This is a genomic window from Pelagibacterium sp. 26DY04 (assembly GCF_031202305.1).
Lineage (GTDB): Bacteria > Pseudomonadota > Alphaproteobacteria > Rhizobiales > Devosiaceae > Pelagibacterium.
In genome coordinates this window covers 525,553-543,652 of record NZ_CP101731.1, presented here as the reverse complement: position 1 = coordinate 543,652, position 18,100 = coordinate 525,553, and the positions used below count along the sequence as shown (strand labels likewise).

Sequence of the window (18,100 nt, the reverse complement as noted above, 5' to 3'; positions counted from 1 at the left end):
CTTGCCAGAGCTGCACCAGCTTCGCAGTCTTGCCCCAAGGCTAGGATCAGCGAGCGGCCAACGCCACTGCCGAGGAAGGGCGTGCCGGCAATCATGGACGTGCGACCGCCAGGTCAAGATAACCCACCAACCGTCCCGGGGAATTGTCGAACCGCGGCTTACCACGGCCCACTAACACCGATCGCGACAACAGTTCATTGCGGGTTACACAGGCATTTTCGGGAATGAGGACGCAGTCTGGGCAAGCACCACCCCTATGATTGCAGACACTTTCTGAACCGCAGCGAAGACTGGACGGATTGAGCATGTGTTCTAGGACGTGGTTACCGACGTCTGGGTCACCCTGATCGCGCCACATTGAGGAGAGGTTCCCCAAATCCATGGTCGTCCCTCGCCGGTAAACAAGGAAGGCAAGGTCAGGAACAAACAGGTGTTCACCAAAGGACCCTAGGTCCAATCCCGACATAGAAGAACAGGTGTCAATGAGGTGATGGGCCATGGTGTGCAACAGTGTATACACAAATGGATAGGCCTGGCGCGACAAGGCACCCTCTCGGCGATACTCGTCGAGGAACCTCGAGAACCGTGTAGCCCGGTCTTGTTCCAGAGCATCAAAATTCTCGATGAGCTGGCCTCCCAGCTTTACGCCAGGTGCCGCACTCGGCAGTGGAATGCTGTTCCTGTCCAGCCATTCACGCACCAACTCCTCGTCCAATTTGACGTAGAAGCCTTCATTTTTCTGAACTGAGCAAAGGATGGGGTGTTTGGCGCCGTCTGAGATCTCCACCTTGTCAAAGAGCCGAAGGCGTACCGGCATTTCGGCGGCGCCGGCCTTCTCGCGAGTGACGAAAGGCGTCGCCGAGGTCCTCGTATAGGCGAAGCTATACTCGCAAATGCCCACCCCGCGCAGAAGGCGCATTTCTGCAATACCCAAGCCCTTCAATTTCGCAGCCGTGGCCGCCTGCTGTTTCAATCGATCCGATTCTGTCAGTTCATCAGGTCGCAGGAACGGATCCAACTGCACGACGTCTACCGATACCTGCTTGCCGTCCGCCATACGGCCACCATGCAGTTTTTCTTCCTGTAGGGTGAGATGCTCAACCACCATCCGCAAGGGATCGTGTTTGCGGACATAGTTCCGTCTGCCTTTACAGGCCCGTTCGACCCCAGCGGGTGCTTGTGCATAATCCTTAAATACCGAGCCGGCCCACCCCTCTTCCAGTTTAATCAATTGATTTCTCTGAGCTGCCACCATCTCGTCGGTAATGCCTGGCTGGCTTTCAAGCACATTGAGGATATCCTTCAATGACTGATACTCGGCCCATTCCGCACCTCGCCCGGCTTCCCGAAGAACTCGCTCGCGTTCGGAATCTGCTAACGTTGCGACCGGATACCCGTATTGCGATGATACTAGGCGCTCCAAGTCACCCGTGTGGGGATCGTTGAGCAAAGCGAGGTGCTTGTCATTCTCGAAGACGAGTAGTCGATCGCTGTGGACGTAGTATGCCGCGGATGCACGGTATGACACCGGCTCCATGTTGATCTCGGCCCAAGTCGCTTGTCCGGCGTCAACCAAGGGCCCAAGAACCTTAAGGCTTGTCCTATCGCGCTGCAGAATCTGCCGTGGCTGCCGACAATTGACGCATTCAAAATACCAGTCGCCAAGTCGACCAGGAGGCCTCTGGAGAAAGAACCTGTTCTCACCACAGTTGTCACAGGTATTGATGGACTGTATTTCCTGGCGATCCGAGTTCCAGTGACGATATTCTGGCGAAATAGGCTCGACCTCTCCCGACCAATGCGTCAGAACGACGTCGAGTTGTTCCCAATCATCGGCACAGTTGCGTGATCCGTGCGGACAGGCTGATTTGAAACCTTCGCCCTCCCGGTCAAGAGCTTTCGGGTCTCGGCTGCTTCTAAAAAGCTTGCATCGTCCGCACGCGAAAGCCAGCGGGAACGGCCTGTACTCAGCCTGATCAGGAATCTGAAACTCGAATGAACCGAGATTCACTCGGACTTCGTTTTCTACCAGCACGTGTTTGTCGACGGCCAGTTCCGGAGGTACAGCATGTGCCAAGTTGTCACCGCGCTGCGCCCGATCGTACCAGGTAGCGAAGTATTCCTGGATCATCTCACCGATTGTTCGCATGGTGACGACGGAAAGGTCGACGCGCGGATTTCGTTTGGTGGGCAAAGCCATACAGGCACCGCGACCACCCTCGAACGTAAAGAGGCTGTGCGGAGCGTAGGCCGTGGCAATCTGACCGCGCGAACGTTGCATTGCTGGTGCTTTGGCCATGGTCAGTCCTCTCTATCCAGTTCGTTACCTGCAGCCCGCTTCGTGCCGCGGTTTCGAACAAAGGCCATCGCTGCCGCGAGGATCTCCCTCTCGGTATACTGCTCAGGCTCAATTTTCCCAGCGGCATCCACGTCACGCAGGCTCGACATTGGCTTTTTCAATCCGGTCAAGCCATTGCCCCAGAACTTGTCCAACTGCCCGTTGAACCGACCAGATGAAGCTTCATTCGTGATTAGTCGAAGCTGTTGGGAAACCAGATCGGCATAGTAGTTTTGGTTCTGTGCACCACCTTCAGGCGCTTCGATTCCAATCGCCTCCCGGATGAAATTGGCACAGTCCCGTAGCTGAGCGGGGTCTGACAGCACACGTTCCAATTGCTCGACACTGTGAGGAAAGGCTACGTTCTGCTTGCCCTGGACTGGGGCGTTGACGAACTTTGTTTGAAAGTAGACGCCAGCAAGCCAAGTCTGCAAAAGCGACGGCACCGTTCGTTCAATGGCACGATCGGCCCAGCGCTCGATAGCGGGCGGTGAAATCATGCGCTCGAGCAGTCGATGGAAGGACTCATGAACCTCCACGACAAATCGGTCTCGCCTCGTCTGGGGGGTCGGCACCAAGAGCGAAAAGCCGACATGGGTTCGACCAACACGCGAAGATGCCTGAATGTATTCAGCAATGTCAGAGGGCATGCCCGCAAAGGCCATGGAGTTGAACGCCTCAACGTCGACGCCATGCGAGATTGCGCTTGTCGCAACGATGATGCGCAAGGCTTCCGAAATATCGTCGGCCATCGGATCGAACGGCGCTTCAGCCGAGCGAATGACACGTTGGATACCCGCAATGTCCACACCACCTGAAATCAGCTCCGTCAGGAATCCGGTTAGGGTATAGTCATTGCCCATAGCCGCGTGGGCCTCATACGCCTCGGCATTGAGTGCTGACAGTATCTGGTCCCCACCCTTTTTGTTGGTCACGTAGGTCAACTCGATGCGATGTAGGTCGATCAAGGCAGCAAGCCGGTCTATGTTGCCACTGCCTGCGGATTGCACCGCCGACCGCCTGGCTGCCGAATAGGGCGCGTCGGAAATACAATCCCTAATCTCATCGACCGCGCGCTGTTGCCTCACTGGATCGGATGATGCCAAATCTCGCTGCCATCGAGTTATGGTTGCAGCATGAGCGGCAAGGACGGAGATGGTGGTAACCGTATGAAGGCGACCGTTCGTCATGATGCTGGCATATAGCCTTGCCCAAGGCGCGGCCTGCTCTCTGTCTCGAGGGTGTGCAGAGATCTCTTCGATGACGCCTGCTCGATCGGAACCGACACCGTCGCCTGCGAAACTGGCAATACCGCTGTAGAACGTGGAATGAAGCGACGGACCCGGATGTGGGAATTGGCACACTTTGCGCTGATAGAGAGCTCGGGCGTGCTTAGCAGCGTCTGATACGGTCGCCGTCGCCCCAATAACGTGGGGAAGGCGCGCTACGTCGGGCGCGCCTGGGACGCGAGCAGAACGGTTGCCCAGCAGTAGTGCGAGCCGCCGAAGCCAGGCAAACAGGCCGGTCTCGAATATGCCACCAAATGTTCCCAGGCTCTCCTCAAGAAGGTGCATCTCGTCCTGGATGATGAGGCTTGGGAAAGGATCCAGAAATAGTTCCTCGCCCCCATTGTAAGCTGGCGAAACACCGTTGATCCCACCATTCCCAACTTGCTCGAGGTCTTGGCCAGTCGCCCTGACCAAAAGCTTGGCACCGCCTTGTTCAACAGCGCGGGCGAGACCAAACATGCCGGCAATGGAGTCAATCGTATAAGTATTCTGGCCGATCAGAGCCAACTTATCGATGGTGCCCAAGAGAATGGAGGGCGCCCTGCGATAGATGTCCATGTCAGTCAGAAGGAAAGGCAATGGAACTGGTCTACCGGAGGTTCGATGCAGGATATTCCAGTCGCAATGCGAGTTTCGGCAAACGATGCCAAGCCGATTATGCTCTTCCGGAAATAACCGCAGGGCTGTCGGCACGTCGGACCGACAGAAGGGACAGGTGGGCAATTTATTCCATGCCGAATGCGCTGCGGGATAGCCCCTAATGCCCGGCGCAGAACCATCAAGGAGCGCCTCCTCATCGCTCGCCCGCGCTGAATTCCAGGCCGGAACCGCAGCGACTTCATCGCTGACTACACCCGGTCTTTTCTCCGTACGATTTGGGGTATTGCCCCCTCCCACCCAGAAACCAATTTCGAAGGGAGCACCCGCAACTCCCTCGCGAGCGCGCACTAGCTCGGCTTGCGCCAACAGCCGGGCGAGGCGCTGCGCCTGCTGAACGGTGAGCAGGCGGAGTGGATAGTGCAGCATGGCTGTAACGCCGCGATGTTTACCTCGCAGCCGGTCGAGGAAAAGACCGAACACTACGGTGCCAAAGAAGGCCTCAGTCTTCCCGCCACCGGTAGACATGTAAAGCAAGCTGACAGCTTCCTCGTCAAAGTCGGCTCGGAAGACGTCATGGAAGTCCGGCAGCCGTGATGACAGTGTCGGCACATGCGCCAGAATGAATGCGAGCTGGAACAACCGCCATCCCGACGGCCTGTCTCCTTTACGAGAAGGGTTTGCTCGATTGAACGTTTCGTTCAACAACAACCAGGCCTTATACGGGATGGCACTGGGGGACTGAGGATCCTGAGACCAGGCGCGCTGCGACCGCTCAAGAGTTTCAATGCCCAACTCCACGCGCCGGGCTTCATAGTTCCATGCATTCAGATCATTCTGAAACTGTTCGCGCTGCCGGCTCTCGTCTATGGCATCTCCTTCATCGGATCGAAGTGTGAGGTCAGTGGTTTGCCTTACGTGTTCTCGCCAAGCATCCATTTCCGCAACGACGCCGCGTAGTTGCCCTACCGGCAATTTGGGGTCCGACAAACGGACATATTCTGTCGGCACAGTCGGGATGTCCCGAGCGAGCATCCTGGGAAGCACGTAGCGGGGCATCCAGGTTGTGCGCAGTGTACGTGTTCCGTCGCTCACACCAACATCATCCACGCCGCCGTTCACACCTATGGCCGGCATATTCATGAAGCCGTTGAGATGATAGCTGCGCTTCACTCGCTCCAATCTCATGGGGGCAAGGGCATCCTCAGGTAGTCGAACGGTCAGACTGACACCGAAGAGGCCACTTTCAAGTTTGGCGTCCGTCTCCAGAAGGTTCTCGAGAGCAAGCCTGAGAGAATGGCATCCGGGTGCGGTCACGTCTTGAAGGGCTTGGACGAGCAGTTTGGCCTGAATCGGCGGGATCAGGTCGGCGGGCACTGGAGGATTGCGACGGATTCGATCTAAGAAGGCATTCCATGCATCGGGCGACCAAAAGTCTTCGGATTCCGGTCTGCCCCGGCGCCACGCCCAAGCTTGGCCTTCGTCTGTAGCGAGGAAGGACACACAAGCCTCTCGAATTGCCAAACCTATCTGCTGGCTATAGGCATCTGCCATGGCTTCCCATGCGCCGACGTTTACCGGCAGTGGCAGCACCAATGCATCCGTGGCGACGTCGACGCGGCGCCATTTTGCTGGCGTCTCATATTTTCGCGACAGCGCATTGGGAATCCTCAACCTGGTGCTTATTGGAACGGTCGAGGGGGCGTCATCCTGACTTTGCTGGGTTCCATCGTCGTCTGGAACGATAACTGCTCCCTCTGGAACCAGGATACCCATGCTTTTATGGACCTGGGCCGCGATTTCCGCCCTGAGTTCGGCGTAAGCCTTGCCTTTCGGTATTGGCCCCCGCTCGGCCATCAGGCGCTTTATCTGCTTATTTACAGTTGCCTTGGCATCGCCGGACAACTCTGCTCTTGGAATCAGTCGGCCTTCTCGTTCGAATAGGTCTTCCGCACTTGGGAGGACCCGAATGTAAACGGATAGTGTGGGCGTGATTTCTAGATTGCCGCTGCTCTCTCGAACGCGCAGATCGAGACCGTGAGACGCAATCCTTATGTCATTAGACTCGTCGTCACCGCCTTGATCATGGCGCGGCAGTATGAAACCGCTGCTGAGCACACGAGATGGTTTCGAGCCAATGACATATCGCCCGCTTTCACCTGCTCCCGACACGACCCTGCGTGTGCGCTCGAGTATGGCGTCGCAAACTGCTTCCTTGAGGATCTGGCGCTCGTCGGGGTCCATGCCACGAAGCGGAAGAGGTTCAACCATGAGCGCCGTTCCCTTTTGCTATTTCCACGCGTTCGACTTCGTCCACGGACTCGTGGAGGGAGAGCCAGAGTTTTCTAAGTCCCGCATCAGTGGGACTACCGCCTTGCGCGCTTTCAGGGTCGAGGATGAACTGGACGACACGCTGGTTAAACTGGAAACCTTCCTGCACCCGGTAGGACCGCGTTGGCACGATGGCGAGGTCCCAGTAGGTCTTGGCCACTAGGGAGGATATACCGTTCGCCTGCATGAAGAGGTTGAAGCGTGTCGCGTCTCGAGCCGCGCGGGGTTGCCGCGCACCATCATTCGACGGGGCTGCAAGATCGGCGGTCAGCCAACGGTGAACATTGTGCACTTCACTGTCCGGAACGCTGGGATCAATTTCCCGCATGTTCTGAACAATTTGCCGGGCTTTATCCATGCCCGTAGCACCGGGCGTCTGTTCTCTGAGAACAGCGATCTGATTATGATAGAGTGCTAGCTGAGCCAAACTTGTGTGGGATGTGGCGAGTGCCGCACGAATCCTGTTCCGTGTCTCTTCGTCCAATACCAGGACGTGATCGCCAGGTTCGATTTCATGAGCCGGCAACTTTTCGAACAGCCTTGCTTCGCTCGAGGAAAAAACGAGCACGTCGCTTGTCGGTCGATATACGATACGGTGACCGGATGTGTGGAGGATAACCCTCTCACCGGTGTAATCGCCACCCTCACGACTGAGATCGATGTCGCGTGACCCCGCTGCTGGCGCAATTTTGAATTCGGCCTCTCTATGATCGATCTTCTCATCCAAGCCGCCACGCTTTAGGGCCGCGAGTAGTCCCGTCGCTCGCTCAGCCACTGCCGAAAATCCAGGCAGTCGCATGAGGGGCCAAAGTTCACCTGCCAGTAGCCCCGCCCCAGCCGCGTCTCCCAGAAGAACAACGTCGGTCGGCGTGCTTTCGCTGATCAACAATGTCCTCAATGCCATGGGGCTCGGCCCTATGACTATCACCCGGTCGAAATATGTGCGGTCCATCGCCGCCCCGAGATCGAAATGGTCGCCGATCGCGCACTTCCAATGCAGAGCTCTATCTGATCCCATTAATACTTCAGAGATGTTTCGATCGGGCACCGAAATCAGTGTCTTGGCACAATTCCAATCATCGCGGGCGAGTAGATCGACTAACTTTGCCGAAACCGGAGTTTCGTCTTGCCACATGGAAACCAATTGCTGGATACGGGCGATGATGGGTCTGGCTCGACCGCCGTCAACGCCAGTGTCCGCCACGGCAGCCAGGTCTGCGAGCGCCATACCCTCCCGGAACATTGAGCGCACTGCGCTGTCCACGTCATCGTCCGCGTCAAATAGCGTATCAGCGGTTCTCAAAGCTTCTGACAAACCCAAAGGAAGGCTCGCGACGCGACGCACGAACGAGAGTGCCTTGCCAGCAGCCCTCATCTCATCGACATTGCCGAATTCCTTGAGCTTGCTCGACAGGGCCAGCAAATCGTCTCGCAAAACAGCGAGAGACGCGTCTTTGATGTCGGCATGGAAGCGGACCTCTGGCAATTGAGTCGGAAGGCTGGGTGATGGTCCCAAGAACCCCCGAGAAGTGAGACAGATACCCACCTCCTCTGGATTCTGTCGCCGAGGTCTCAGCCGGGCATTGTGGGCTCGTAGCGCTCGAGTTGCAGCCTTCAAAGTGAAAGGATCTTCGCAAACTGCGAGGATGGCGGGACGACGCCCAGATATTGCGTCCAGAGCTTCCAATAGGGTGCCAAGCCGCTTTTCCCAATGCTCGCCTAGCTCCTCGCGTGACTGCCGGGTCAGATCGACAACAACGACGTCTATGCGACGATCCGCCAGGAGATGATGATCGAGGTAACGAGTGATACGCTTCGGTGTGCGCTCCCCCGGCAGACCTAGGATTGCGAATGGAGTGGTTTTGGGATCACCAATCGACGCTCTGGCACCATGCAGGCTGCCGCCCTGATCTCCCAAATGCGTGTGATCCCGCACTCGTCGCAAAACCTGATCGGCATCTGGGGAGTAACCAGCTTGAGATGGCGGAAAAACAGCAGTCGTCTCGAGCAATGTCGGATTACGGACCAACATTTCGATCCGCCGTCGTCCCCGAACTATGCGCTGTGGAGCATTCTCAGGAAGCAGGTCGCGGAGACGAAGCTCAACCATGCTCAGTTCATGGTGGGCAAATTCACCAGTGGTAAACCAGTCAGCTCCATTTTGCTGATCATTCACCGCATGCTTTGCGGCTTCGGCGATATCCAGTGGATGCACCAGCACAGAACGTGAGGCGCGAGTCAGCCCCGTCCGCCAAGGCCAAACTGCCACAGTCGCTGACGACAGTCGCCCCGATGCGCGCGCTTCCCGCATAGCCAATGCAGCAAGAGTAAACCCATTTCCTGGTCTTTCCGGCCACGTCAGAAGAACCCGATCTCTGCTGTCCTCGACTGACTCAAGGAAGGCCTCCACCGCAGGTCGACCGGCAGAGAGCGCACTCCATGCGTCGGGATACGCAGTAGTCGAATAGCGGGTTATGGTAGGTGTAGAGATTCCAGGCCGACTTACTCGCGTATCGACAGGCAACGCTTTCCGGCGCTGGCCATCCAAAAGGGTCCGGATCCGTTCGCCCCTTGACTTTTCGCTTTTCTCTCGGCGCTGATTCCAGCTTTTAGCGGACCAGTCGCGCTCCCTGCTTTTGCTCAACTATACTGCCCCCCCAGCCAGCATTGTTGACATCTTCTGACAGAAAAACACACCTATATCGTAGATCATCCCTATCGGAACTCCCCACGAAACATGCGCCGGACATCCTCGACAGAGCCATCGTTCATTGGTCCGGTGAGGAGCAGCTCAGACGTCAACCTTTCAACTTCTGAATGCACTCCCATAACCTCTCACATGAAAACAAACCGGAAAACCAAAGATCTGTGATTAATCCAATGGCTAATTAGAAAAGTCGCCGATCCGGATTAAAAATCCAGACATCTAGCTATCTATCCTGATGGACTTCTGGATTTTTTCAAGCATTAATTTCCATTGCATCCTGTCACCCTTATCCCAGCACCTCCTCCACCTTCTCCCTGTCGTAAACCACGCCACCCTTCATCTGAAAATCATGGGCTGGAAACACGTCCCTTTCCTTGAGCCAGGCGCCGACGAATTCGCTGCTGTTGCCGCTGCGCACTGCGGCTTCGTTGGCGAAAATGAATCGCGAAGCGAAATCGAGCGCTGACTGATAGCCAACGGTATTGCCGTTCATCTCGATCAGCCCAGCTTCCACACAGGCGCCGAGCACATAGTAGTTGGAAATGCCCAACATCAGGATTGCCGACCCGGTGCTAACGCTGTCGATATCGTATCGGGGAAGCTCGAGCTGTTCCCGGCGAATTTGGTCATAGACCTTGTCGACGTCCTTGAGCCAGATGGCGCTCAGGATGTTTTTGGACCGTCGTGTTTTCAGGACCGCGTCGAGCGGTTCAAAGATCATTGCCTCGATAAGCGGCTGCCAGGGGCGCCGGCCGGCCGGAAACATCAACAGGGCATCTGAAAAGCGGACATAGCCCTTGGGCGGCTTCTTGAGGACCAGGTGGTCCTGAAGCCCGTCCGCGAATTCGGTGACATCCCGCTTGGAGTAGAAGTTGCCTTCACCCGCGATTTCCGCGGCGATTCCGCTGTGCTGTGCGAAATACAAACTCTTGCAGTCGCGCACCCCATCTGGCGGCAATCCCAGGAGAACACCCACAGAGGCTTCGCTCATCATATCGAGGTAGCGGACCAGGAGCGGCTCGATCTCGCCTTTCCAGAAATAGAAGGGGGAGAGGGGATCGTTGCCGTGGCGAAAGGTCGTGATATCGGGATGGTCTGCCAGTCTCTTGATGATCTTCTGGCTCACGGGCGTGTGCTTGATGATCTGCCGCGTGCAGACATAGTCACCCACTGGCAGCTCTCGGGTGGACTTACGTGCAAAATGTTCAGCCGGCCGCCGGCTGGTGAACAGGTTGTTGAGTTCGACATCGACCAGTTCGCGAGCTTGCTGTTCCAAGGCGTGGTGCTTGGGCAATTTGCTGAACGCGCCAAATTCCTTGTAGTAACCGAAGGCGAGATCGCGCTTGCCAGCCTTGGCCCCGGCTTCCTCGCACAAGGCATGAAATCCTTTTGGCCAATCCATGAGTGTGCGGCCGGCACGGGCAAGGTCTGACGGCGATAACTCTGTGGGTATCGAGATGACGTGGGGGATCTCACCTTTGGCAAGCTGGCCGTTTCGTTCGAAGTCCAGGGCCGAGGCGATTACCAGGATCAATTCGAACAGTTGGCTCGGTCCAAGGGCCCTGACTTCGTCGGGCAGTCTGGCTAAGCCACGATCGGTATCCACCGGCATTGGGTTGACCAGATCGGTGACGAAATCGAGCGCTTCGACATCGTTCACTTCGACGAGCGGCTGGGGAAAGTCGCGCAGATCAACGGTGGAGGCCGGAAGCCCGAAACTGTCGGCACCGAGGCAGTGCTCACAGAATTCGACACCCCAGGTTCGGGAAAACCCAAGAGAATTACCGCACACCGGACAGGCTGCGATAAGCATTTCCTTGGTGGCCGGGTCGAACGAGAGGGGCCGCACGCTCCACACGGCACGGATATAGGCAGCATTCTGGAGGGCCCGAGGGGACACCCGCCGTTTGCGGGTTTCGCGCAGCACCGATCGCAGCTTTACGCCAAAGAACTCTATCGACCGGTGATCGGCTGGCAGGTAATAAAGCGGGCGCAGCTTGTCGGGCGTCGTGCCGAGAATATCGGCAAGCTGGATCGCCGTTTCGGGGTCGCGGATGGGCAGGGTTTCCGGACGGTAGGCTCCCATCCCGGCGAGCTTGAGCACATCGGTTGCATGGGGATAGACATTGAGGCCGGCGGCTCTGGCGACAAGTCCAGATATATGTTCATCGGGCGCCGGCGTGACCGGACGGACGAGCCTTGCCATCAGGTGACTTTCGAATTGCGCACACCGAGGCGGAACGGGTTGTAAGTGCAATTGTTGTTGGGGATCGCCCGGGTATCGACGGCAAGAGCAAGGTCTTCGAATTCGACCCGTGCGGCATCGCGCTTGAGCGCGTGATATACCGCCTCCTCCAGAATGCGGGAAACGACGCCGATACAGCCACCTGATGCTGCCCAAAGCATGTGGGGAATGCTATCCTCGAGCAGGTCAGTATCTTCCGGCAGAAGTTCCCATTCCTTGATCAGCGCCGCCGCCTCCAGACAATATTCGATGAAGATGGCCTGATCTTCCTCCACGCTCCAGCGCAGGGGCGAAAAGTCGATCTTGGCCATTTCGCGATTGGTGAGTTGAACATCGATTGCCAGGTGCTCTCGCGCCTCGGGAACGCCGACCAGGACCATTGGAACGAGTCCGCGGATCATCATGGTTTTGAGCGTATCGGTGACTTCGGTGCTGGTGATCTTGTGGGACTTTTCAGTCTTGCCATCGGGGCGTTCGACCTTGCTGGCCGAAAGGTGCTGGATTTCGTCAAGGACCAGCAATTCGGTCTGCCGTCCGAAAACTTCCTGAGTGACGGGATCCTTGTAGGTGCCGGAAAGGTATTCATAGACGCGCCGCAAAAGAACCGGCCCGTCGCCTTTATCGTGATTGGGATCACCCAACTGCCGCAGGATATCGGCCGCGAGGGATCGCGTTGAGGCTTTTGGGGAGAGCGTAACGTGAAGAACGACGTTTTGCTTCCGGGCAATTTCTGCGCGATCCATATCGGCTGGAAACAGGCCACGTTCTATGACTTCATCGACGACGACGTCCTCGATATAGGTTTCGATGGCCATGGATTTTCCGGAGTGGCTCGGCGCGAAAAACTCGACATAGCGCTTGGGGCGGTATGGCGTCAGACGTCCGGCTTCTCGCGCATCATTGAGAATGGCATGGGCGCCCGCAAGGCGGGGGTGATGAATCCGCATATCGGCAAACGCTGCGTAGACTATGCCGTTGGAGGGTTTTTTGTAGCTCATGCCTCATCCCCTTTCGGTGGTGATTTTTTCATTTTCCCCCGGACCCGCGCCAGGATGGCGTCGGTATCGACAGACGGCTTTTCCGCCTTCACCGTTTGGGGTGTTGGTTCACCGGCTTTTTTGGCGGCTGCCTTATCCTCAGCCTTCTTTCGGTTTTGAGCTCTGGTCTTGGCTGCCTTTCTGGCACCAGCCTTGCCACCGAATGGCCGTCCCTTCTTGACCTCCGGAGGATATTTGGCGCGCCGGGCTGCGGTGTCGTGGACGATTTCGTCATTGTCGTCGACAGGCACCATTTTCACCGTTTCGCCCGGGGCGAGTTCGGTCATAGGCTCAATGAATCGAGCCCGGCGCCGCGACTCCAACGCCTTGATGTTGGGCATGATATCGAACAGGAAGTCCCGGTGAGCGACGCGCGCCGCGGCCTTTTCGGCATCGGAATGAAAGGCGAGATTGCGCGCTTTTGCGAATTCCTTGATCTTGTCCGCGGCAAACCAGGAGAGCCCGCCGGCAAAGCGCTTGTGCCAGTTGGGCAGAGCGACGCTGGACCGGGTGGTTGGATCCCACACGTGGATTTTTGAGACGTCGCCGGGATCGTAAGACACGCGCACGGGAACGGTTCTGGATGACGAAACCGATCTGCGCTGGCGCCGCTCCTTGCCGAAATACACCAGCCGGTTCATCAACGCGGTCGTCACCGCGCCATCGTGAAAGCGGTGACCGTCTACGGTAACGCCTTCGGCGCTCAACAGGGCTTGTTTGGCTTTGCCGATGAGTTTGTCGAGCATGCTGACGTCGTCGACAGTGGGGCGTTTGTGGGTGGCAATACCGCGCCGCCATTTGAGCGCCGGTGCCATGTCGATGCCGGAATGGGTCTCCACGTGGTAGAGCGTGACCACCGCATTCCAGAAGGAATCTTCGAGCTGGCCGCGGGTATAGACGGCCTCAGCCCGGGGATCGACATCGAGTTCCTGGCGCTGCTGAGGCGTAAGGGGAATTCCGCCGGGAAGCTTGTGCCAGTTGATGTCGTTGAACGTTTTGAACAGGCGTTCGACATAGGGCTTGAACATGGGATTCCGGACCGGTGCCCAGATGACGTCGATGCCGGCCGCCTCGCACGATGACTGGAAGGACGGGCTGACGAATTCCTTGCCGTTGTCGACGATAATGGTCGAGGGCTTACCCCAGCCGTCGGTGGCGCCTTTGTGGGCACCGTATTTCTGGATCAGCATGTCCTTGCGGCGCACGATATGGCGCAGGCAGGCCGAAACCGAGTGCAGGCTTGGCGGTTCATAGCCAAGAACGGCGCCCACCACCATGCGCGAATAGGTGTCGATCGCCAGTGTCAGCCACGGACGGGCGACGAGGATGGGTTCTCCATCTTCATCGGTCAGCACTGCCCAGGCGTCGAGTTGGGTATGGTCGATCATGACGTATTCGAGCGGCCGCGTGCCTTCGATGGCACGACCGCGTCCTGCAAAACGCCGGTTGGCGTTCTTGACGCCATATCGCTTTGCCCAGGTCCACCAGTTTGCCTCCTTCTTGATCCAGAGGCGCATGGTTTCTTCACAAGGAATCGCCACCGAGCATTTGGAAGAGCCGTCTTCGAAGGTCAGGCTGTATTTCTCCCGGATGGCTTCGGTCTCGACTGTGAACTGGTGGATCGCATCGGACAGTGCTGCCCTGGAATCCCCCCAATAGAGTTCGATGGCACGGTCGGCAGCTTCGACAACGTCCTTGTGCCAGCGCTGTGCGCGGTTGTGGATCTGCCGCTCCTTGAAGAAGGCCGTCAGAGGACGTTCGTCAACGGCGCCACAATTGGCAAGTGCACGCTGCAGGGTCGAGGGTGAAGGCTTCCATGCATATCCCTTCTGTCGCGCAATCGGGTAAGTGTCGGCGATAAAATCACGCAGTGCCACACGGCCAAGACCGATGCCTGGGTTCTTATCGTGACGGATGCAGTAAAAACGCAGGGTGCGGGCGCGGTGCAGGCGTTGCTGTTGACGCAACCGAACCTGTCTTTCCCTGGCTGTGATGTTGGGGTCATCCGGGTCGAGCAGGCTCAAGGGATCAAGCTCTGGCACGCCTGTTGGCAGGCCCATGACGTCGGTTGGTATGCGTCGTGCCTCACCAGCACTGCGCATTTTCTCGAAATCGTCGAGTTCAATATAGAGTTCGAGATCGGTGCCTTCGCGAATGAATTTGAGGCGTCCGTCGATCATTTCCTTGGCGAAGCTGACGAGAACCGACGCGTCTTCCCCCAGCTCGAGCGAATAGAGCTGGCCGACCCGGAGATCGAGATCTGCTACCATGGGTATCGGCCCTCCATTTCGAAATTGGCGAGTTCATCCTCGAGCCGCCGAACCGGCGTGTCCGGATCCAGGCCGAGAGTAAGGTCGATCGAGATGATGCGGCGCACATGCAGGGATGCGGCTTTGCCCCGTCCGGTCGCACCTCCACCCAGGGCCCGAATGACATCATCGAGCCGTCCGGCATAGGGGCGCGGCGGAAGCACGTTGCGGACAAGGTCGATGTCGCCGGGTGTAATGGAGACATCGTGGTCGAACATGATGCCATCCACAGCGGTGGACAGCCGCGGCATTTCAACATCGCGCGAGCGCACGACGGTCGTAAATCGCCAGTTGATGTTCTCGTAGACCTTCTTGGCCAGTTCGAGCTTGAGCTGGTATTGAGAGTCGTTATTGCGCCGATCTTCGTCGTTCTTGACCTCGACGATCAGTGCGACCTTGTGGTTGTCCCCCCAGTTGGGGCGCCAGTCGGCCACAGCCTGAGCAAACGGGATATTGTTTGCGATCATGTCGGCGAAGACGGCGTCCACTTCCAGGTGCAGGTCCGGCCGATAGAGCCAGTTCTTGGGCTCACCCGTTACTTTCATTTCCAGAATGTGAGGCTGTGCTGCGATCGCGTGGACGGGAGATGCGACCTCACATAGATGGAACATTGGCCGTTCGGCTCTGAACGACTCCCACACCAGCCCCCGCATTCCAGCCTTGAGGCAGGTGGTCTGCCCCACCGGGTGAGGTTCGCGTCCGGTCACCAGGTCGTAGATCGGCCCGCCATCGCGGCGATAGTGGATGTAGGCGTAGGTATCGAGCGCTTCGAGTTCGAGCTCGCGCTTGATTACCGCATAGTCCTTGGCCATCCCTTTTTCCGTCCGTCTTCTTATCTTTGGTCAAAACGGTATCGCCCCGCCTTCTCGTTGAAGGCAGAATTACAGGGGCAGTTCTTTGCATTTCCTGAGTTGTAACGGCTAACAGTTGGTGAACCGGCGCCGATCAACTCAATTGCGGTCAGCTATAGATACGATCTTCCATCGGACTGAGCTTCCTCATCCAGATAGTCTTGAAGGGCGGGCACGATATCGAGATGTGCCGGTTCGAACTCGAGGTCCATGGCGCCGGCAAAGCCGGCGAAAGCCATGGCACGCATGCGCTGCTGGCCGCGGTCCTCGTGTTCGTTGTGGGGATCGATGCTTTCCAGGCCGTGGGTCATCGCCAGGGCACGTGGATCGACGACGAAAGCACTTGTCAGATGCCCCGCCCGTCCGATTACGACCGTTTCGATGGGTGGTGCTTCGAATGACGCGATCAGGGTGTCTGTATCGGCTTCGGAAAGCTCATGATGGCGTGCATAGGCTGCCAGCATCTGCGGCGTGATCAGGGAAATCTTCGGACCGAGTTTCCCCTCAAACGCCAGCGCATGCTGATCGAAGCGATAGCCGGGATCCACTGTCCGCAAGCTCTCGAGCGCGGCGTCGACGATATCGTCGATGTCGTCGGTGGTGACGAAAAACTCGATGGGCCTGTCATCAACATCGAAATCGGCGTGATTGAAGGTGTGGGTCTCGAGCGCGCAGATCGCAACGTCCCCCATGAGCAGGAGCTGCGGTGCCAGGCCGGCTTCCCGGACGGTATCCAGCACATCGATAATCGGACGCGTGACACGCCCGATCCGCAGGGCCTTGCTCACGCGAACCTGGGTTTCGAGAGTGGCGGTGAGGCGGGCGAACTCGTCCCTGACCCATTCGCGCTCGGTCATAAAATGGTTGTAGATCGCTTCGGTTTCCGGGCTCTGCCGGCCAAGAGAGGTGGACTTCTTGCGCTTGGTAACGGGATCGGGACCGTAGCGGTAGAGATAGCGGTGACCGCCGATCGTCTTCCACTGCATGCCGCCGACCAGATCGCGCTTTTTCTGCAAGACCGGCTCATAGAGGCGCCAGGTCTCCAGCACCTCCGCGAGGTGCCGCTTCTGAGCGAAGCTGAAGGGCTCAAGGACGATCATAACCGCAATCTCTTCAAAATCTTAGTTTTGGTAGTAATGTCGTTGAGACAGGCATATGGTGCACCGTGATCGGCATGCAAGGGCGGCGCAAAAAAAAAATGTTGCCGGCGCGCCGCCACAGGCAACCGGAAACGGTGCTGGTGTCTTGCTAAAGAGTACGCAAACCTTCTGCGTCAACGCGGAGCATCGGCATGTCAGAATGGTTTTACGCAGCACTGGAGGCCACGGCCGGAGATATCGATCCGCGTGAGCTCGAGTCCTATGTCTGGATGGGCATGAGGATGGATCGCCATACGACACGGCATGGCGAAATCACCGTTTCACCCTGCGGACATACGGGAATTACGGTTCTTGCGTATTGGGGCGACAACCGTCTCAACCGTCACTACAAGCTTTCGATCGTCGATAACGAGCTGGTGGTCACGCTGACAGAGTCGATGACCAATGGGAGCATGGGACGCGGCGAGAACTGCGAACTCCATTTTTCCAGGTCGGACAAACGCGCCATTGCAGCGTTCGAAGCCAAAGTTGACTTCAAGAATTATCTCGCCGGCCTGCGCCCAGCCTTTGCCGAGCATTTCGCCAGGGGTGCGATCGAAGATTGGCGCCGGGCAGAGATCGAACACGCCAGGCTCGACACCGAACTTCGCAAACTGAATAAGGACCTGGTACGTCTCCCCGCTGCTCTCAGGTCGATCAAGCCCCACTTCCACGGCCCATACGCCAAGATGGAGCGTGAGCGTTACGCCAGGATAGAGGAATACTACGACACGTCATTGGAAGAGGCTCGCGTCATCTGCAGATCGGCTGACGATGCACGCCATGCTGCAGATCTTGCCAAGGAAGAGATGCTCACCGCCCTGAGGATGGTCGAGAACGTCGCTCCACATCGTGCCCTGCCGGTCGATCTATCGAATGTCGGCGATGGCCCCGAACTGGGGTATGCACCGGGACTCTAAGGCCGGTGCAATGTGCACAACCCGCTATTGAGGCTATACGCATCGCCACCTTTGGTGCACTTTCTGGAAAATTGCTTATCCAGCTATCCGGAAAGTTGATGTCATGCCGTCTGATACCGCGAAACCCAGCCGCGAGCGAGCGGATGGTCGCAAGTCGCTGCTGGTTTATCTCACCCCTGCATTGATCAAGCGCCTCAAGGTTGCCGCTCTGGAAGACGAGCGGCACGTTTATGAGCTTGTCGAAGAAGCCGCTGATGATTGGCTGAAGCGGCGCGCAGGCAAAAGGTAGCGTAACAGCAATATCCCCCTGATTTATCTGCTCGGTACCTATTTCGCA

At 57.5% G+C, this 18,100-nt stretch carries 10 protein-coding genes; 2 read left to right on the top strand and 8 right to left on the bottom strand.

Annotation, left to right across the window (positions count from 1 at the left end; all coding sequences use genetic code 11):
• Positions 1 to 91: 91 nt before the first annotated feature.
• The 8 genes from NO932_RS02510 to NO932_RS02475 all read right to left on the bottom strand — a co-directional run bounded on the left by NO932_RS02510 (position 92) and on the right by NO932_RS02475 (position 16,804).
• On the bottom strand, positions 92 to 2,299 hold the full coding sequence (locus tag NO932_RS02510; protein WP_309209438.1) for a hypothetical protein: 2,208 nt from the start codon (positions 2,297 to 2,299) through the stop codon (positions 92 to 94).
• Positions 2,300 to 2,301: 2 nt separating this feature from the next.
• Complete coding sequence (locus NO932_RS02505; RefSeq protein ID WP_309209436.1) at positions 2,302 to 6,495, bottom strand: DEAD/DEAH box helicase family protein; 4,194 nt, start codon at positions 6,493 to 6,495, stop codon at positions 2,302 to 2,304.
• Entirely contained in the window at positions 6,488 to 8,770 is a 2,283-nt protein-coding gene (locus NO932_RS02500; protein WP_309209434.1) for a hypothetical protein, read from the bottom strand. Before NO932_RS02500 ends, NO932_RS02505 begins: the two co-directional genes overlap by 8 nt.
• A gap of 778 nt (positions 8,771 to 9,548) precedes the next feature.
• Positions 9,549 to 11,468, bottom strand: a complete 1,920-nt coding sequence (locus NO932_RS02495; RefSeq protein WP_309209432.1) for a hypothetical protein — start codon at positions 11,466 to 11,468, stop codon at positions 9,549 to 9,551.
• Positions 11,468 to 12,505: an ATP-binding protein gene (locus NO932_RS02490; RefSeq protein WP_309209431.1), complete on the bottom strand. Its 1,038-nt coding sequence runs from the start codon at positions 12,503 to 12,505 to the stop codon at positions 11,468 to 11,470. The genes NO932_RS02495 and NO932_RS02490 overlap by 1 nt, the downstream gene beginning before the upstream one ends.
• A complete protein-coding gene (locus NO932_RS02485; RefSeq protein WP_309209430.1) occupies positions 12,502 to 14,814 on the bottom strand; it encodes a transposase family protein in 2,313 nt (770 codons plus the stop codon). The genes NO932_RS02490 and NO932_RS02485 overlap by 4 nt, the downstream gene beginning before the upstream one ends.
• Positions 14,808 to 15,665 carry a hypothetical protein gene (locus tag NO932_RS02480; RefSeq protein WP_309209429.1) on the bottom strand — a complete coding sequence of 286 codons (858 nt, stop codon included), beginning with the start codon at positions 15,663 to 15,665 and terminating at the stop codon, positions 14,808 to 14,810. The genes NO932_RS02485 and NO932_RS02480 overlap by 7 nt, the downstream gene beginning before the upstream one ends.
• 152 nt (positions 15,666 to 15,817) lie before the next feature.
• Complete coding sequence (locus NO932_RS02475) at positions 15,818 to 16,804, bottom strand: hypothetical protein (protein ID WP_309209428.1); 987 nt, start codon at positions 16,802 to 16,804, stop codon at positions 15,818 to 15,820.
• Between the two features lie 191 nt (positions 16,805 to 16,995).
• Here NO932_RS02475 and NO932_RS02470 point away from each other — a divergent pair, with 191 nt between their 5' ends.
• Positions 16,996 to 17,763 (top strand): hypothetical protein, encoded by a 768-nt coding sequence (locus tag NO932_RS02470; RefSeq protein WP_309209427.1) that lies wholly within the window; start codon positions 16,996 to 16,998, stop codon positions 17,761 to 17,763.
• 103 nt (positions 17,764 to 17,866) lie between these two features.
• The gene (locus tag NO932_RS02465; protein ID WP_309209426.1) at positions 17,867 to 18,052 is read left to right on the top strand and encodes a hypothetical protein; all 186 of its coding nucleotides are present in this window, start codon (positions 17,867 to 17,869) and stop codon (positions 18,050 to 18,052) included.
• The last annotated feature ends 48 nt before the right edge of the window (positions 18,053 to 18,100 follow it).